This window comes from Solemya elarraichensis gill symbiont (assembly GCF_002021095.1).
Classification (GTDB): domain Bacteria; phylum Pseudomonadota; class Gammaproteobacteria; order Chromatiales; family Chromatiaceae.
Window position 1 is genome coordinate 1 of sequence record NZ_MPRK01000272.1, and the last position, 2,263, is coordinate 2,263.

Sequence of the window (2,263 nt, forward strand, 5' to 3'; positions counted from 1 at the left end):
ATTTTTCCTTGGGCGCTGGCGCACGTCAGAAAAACAGTCTCGCCTAGTGGCTACCGGGGACTACGCGCCTTCGATTCTCTCTCCTTGGCGCGCAGCGATTGCGACTGCCGAACCGGAAACATTGACACTGTAGCCGCCGTCATTAGTGATGGTGTTGTTATGTGCCCTATCAGGCACGGTGAGATCTACACCGGATGAGCCGCTGATATTATCATCGAAATAGGCGTATACATGATGAAGATCCGGGTCATCGTATGCATAGGTGCCAGAATGATATATAGCAAATGTGTCATAACTCCCGTAACCGCCCATTGCTGCGGCAGTCTGGGGGATTGTTGCATCCGAGAGAACTGATGCCACGGCGCGGGCTGTTGCAGTGCGGCGCATACCCTGTACAGAGTTCGGCTCTACTGATTTATTGTGATTCAACAAAGCTTTATGATTCATGCTGACCCTCCGGAGGCCTTAACTCAACTCGTAACTTATTGCTTATTTTTAGTTTAAATGCTTCAACACATTCCTACCGCATATGACAGCGGTATAGTTACTCTTAAGTTAAGCAGTACCAGACCCTAAATGCAACTATAACTTCAGGAAAATTATGTGACACTTATGTGAATTAATTGATCCATAATCCACCTGTAACTTCATTGAGGCAGGTCAAATATGCATGGTGCGCGGCAGCAAGATGAATCGGAAGCCGGTATCTCCTTTATCGAATGCAATAGCAGAGGATCCTATTGACGCACAAAATAATAAAATATACACGCTGACGTAATACGAAAAACGGGGCCCGAAGGCCCCGTTGATTCTTCTTTATGTTGTGAAAAACAACTTAGAAGGAGTGAACCAGCCCCATGGAGAAGGTGCTGTTTTCAGCTTCGAGCTCACTGCCGAGGAGAGCGTCAAAGGGTTCTGATGTTGAAAAAGTCAAATCACCATCAGCACCAACCTTACCTCTGAAGGTCGCTTCCTGCATTGTATAGAGAGCATAGGCTTTGGTACGCTTGCTGAAGTTATGCTCAAGACCGACAGAGATCACTTCCTGCTCGCCATAGAGCTCGGCCCCGATACTGTCGAACGTGCCATCTAATCCGAACCAATCACTGAATGATTCTCCGCTATCCCAGCTCTTTCCAATGCCCATTGACATGTCGCCTTGGCCATAAGCAACCTTTAGTGCATTGTTACCAAATGTATAGACTGCAGACACTTGCCAAATATCACTTTCAGCTTCCAGTTCCTGGTCATATGCCCAGAAAGAGATATCACCGAAGTCCCTGACGCGGTGCTCGAAGACACCGTTAACTGTCAGATTGTTCATGGTGTAGCCCGCACCTACACGGTACTTGTCCTGCTGACCCATAATAGGTAGTGAGAATGATGGACTATCGAATACAGACCAGCTGGTTGAGTGTGTTGGCAGCCTCTCAAATGCAGCAGAGAGGAAGAGGCCGTTGCTCTCATACATGGCAGCAACCGAGTAGGCATCTGCAAGACCATCATGCGCTTCCGGGGAGTTGTCCGCACAAAACGCTGCGCTCGGATCACCATCACACCATCCAGGGATAAAAACTTCAGCTGACTCTGCACCAGGCACGATTGCAGCTGCGAATGTCAGGCCATTCATGTTCGGACTGACATAGGCAATCGCATTTTCCGCACGTACATCCTGGAAGGAGAACATATTCGTGGTGACTGCCCCAAAATCAGTCGGCGCATTGAAGTCAGCCGCAGTATCAGCAAATGGATCAAGACGGCCCGTTGACATCTTATAAGGGGTGTCGTGAATACCGTAGAGGAAAGTACCCCAGTCACCTGCAAGGCCGATGTAGGCGTTACGCGCACCGCCCCATGCACCGCCGTCAGCGATGTCGTAGCCGGTTTCAGCTTTCCAGACCAGGCTCAGGCCATTACCGAGGTCTTCGGTACCCTTGAAACCGATGCGTGAAGCACGGCTGTTGACTCCCCCCATGTCTTCGCTGCCGAAGCTGCCGGAATATCTGTATGGCTCATGTGTTGCACCAATTTCATCAATTTGAACACCGTGCCCATAATAAGCCCATCCCAACGAGTTGTCTGTGAAGTCAATTGATGCGTGCATCTTGCCGTAGATGGTAACACCAGCATGTGCTGCAGGTGCGGCAACTGCTGCAGAAATGGCGGCAGCCAGTATAACTTTTTTCATTTTTCTTCCCCTAAAATTACTACTTAAATTCAAGCGTGTCTTTGATCTCGTGATGTAAAACGGGACATCCAAGTC

General features: G+C 49.1%; 1 protein-coding gene. It reads right to left on the minus strand.

Annotation, left to right across the window (positions count from 1 at the left end; translation table 11 throughout):
• Nucleotides 1-835: 835 nt before the first annotated feature.
• Entirely contained in the window at nucleotides 836-2,188 is a 1,353-nt protein-coding gene (locus BOW51_RS10050) for a porin (RefSeq protein WP_078477598.1), read from the minus strand.
• Nucleotides 2,189-2,263: the final 75 nt, after the last annotated feature.

Coding starts and splice junctions, on each gene's coding strand:
- BOW51_RS10050 (WP_078477598.1), bottom strand. CDS start 2,188: ATGAAAAAAGTTATACTGGCTGCCGCCATTTCTGCAGCAGTTGCCGCA.